Raw genomic sequence first — 1,771 nt, 5'->3', positions numbered from 1 at the left:
GCAGGGAGCGTCGTGAGGCGTGAAGGCGGGAGCGTCCGATCCTTGAGAACTCAACAGCGTGCACTTGTCAAATGCCAAATTATCCTCGTCGGTCGACTTCGGTTGATCGTTGAGAATTCCTTTGGATCAAAAGTCCGGTACTTCGGTACCGGCGTGGATATGTCAGTAATGACATCCGTTTTGGTCAGATCGAACTCGCTGGCTCGACCTTATTCCGGTTGGGTTGGCTTTTTTCTTTTACGGAGAGTTTGATCCTGGCTCAGGATGAACGCTGGCGGCGTGCTTAACACATGCAAGTCGAACGGTGAACCAGGAGCTTGCTCTTGGGGATCAGTGGCGAACGGGTGAGTAACACGTGAGCAACCTGCCCCGGACTCTGGGATAAGCGCTGGAAACGGCGTCTAATACTGGATACGAACAGCGACCGCATGGTCAGTTGTTGGAAAGATTTTTCGGTCCGGGATGGGCTCGCGGCCTATCAGCTTGTTGGTGAGGTAATGGCTCACCAAGGCGTCGACGGGTAGCCGGCCTGAGAGGGTGACCGGCCACACTGGGACTGAGACACGGCCCAGACTCCTACGGGAGGCAGCAGTGGGGAATATTGCACAATGGGCGGAAGCCTGATGCAGCAACGCCGCGTGAGGGATGACGGCCTTCGGGTTGTAAACCTCTTTTAGCAGGGAAGAAGCGAAAGTGACGGTACCTGCAGAAAAAGCGCCGGCTAACTACGTGCCAGCAGCCGCGGTAATACGTAGGGCGCAAGCGTTATCCGGAATTATTGGGCGTAAAGAGCTCGTAGGCGGTTTGTCGCGTCTGCTGTGAAATCCCGAGGCTCAACCTCGGGCCTGCAGTGGGTACGGGCAGACTAGAGTGCGGTAGGGGAGATTGGAATTCCTGGTGTAGCGGTGGAATGCGCAGATATCAGGAGGAACACCGATGGCGAAGGCAGATCTCTGGGCCGTAACTGACGCTGAGGAGCGAAAGGGTGGGGAGCAAACAGGCTTAGATACCCTGGTAGTCCACCCCGTAAACGTTGGGAACTAGTTGTGGGGTCCATTCCACGGATTCCGTGACGCAGCTAACGCATTAAGTTCCCCGCCTGGGGAGTACGGCCGCAAGGCTAAAACTCAAAGGAATTGACGGGGACCCGCACAAGCGGCGGAGCATGCGGATTAATTCGATGCAACGCGAAGAACCTTACCAAGGCTTGACATACACGAGAACGGGCCAGAAATGGTCAACTCTTTGGACACTCGTGAACAGGTGGTGCATGGTTGTCGTCAGCTCGTGTCGTGAGATGTTGGGTTAAGTCCCGCAACGAGCGCAACCCTCGTTCTATGTTGCCAGCACGTAATGGTGGGAACTCATGGGATACTGCCGGGGTCAACTCGGAGGAAGGTGGGGATGACGTCAAATCATCATGCCCCTTATGTCTTGGGCTTCACGCATGCTACAATGGCCGGTACAAAGGGCTGCAATACCGTGAGGTGGAGCGAATCCCAAAAAGCCGGTCCCAGTTCGGATTGAGGTCTGCAACTCGACCTCATGAAGTCGGAGTCGCTAGTAATCGCAGATCAGCAACGCTGCGGTGAATACGTTCCCGGGTCTTGTACACACCGCCCGTCAAGTCATGAAAGTCGGTAACACCTGAAGCCGGTGGCCTAACCCTTGTGGAGGGAGCCGTCGAAGGTGGGATCGGTAATTAGGACTAAGTCGTAACAAGGTAGCCGTACCGGAAGGTGCGGCTGGATCACCTCCTTTCTAAGGAGCA

The 1,771-nt window shown here is 55.6% G+C and carries 1 rRNA gene; it reads left to right on the top strand.

The features are described 5' to 3' along the window. Positions 1-236: 236 nt before the first annotated feature. Positions 237-1,761, top strand: a 16S ribosomal RNA gene (locus ACWAUO_RS15060). Positions 1,762-1,771 lie beyond the last annotated feature (10 nt).

Source organism: Microbacterium sp. GXF7504 (assembly GCF_054798235.1).
This window is presented reverse-complemented; position numbering and strand designations above follow the sequence as displayed.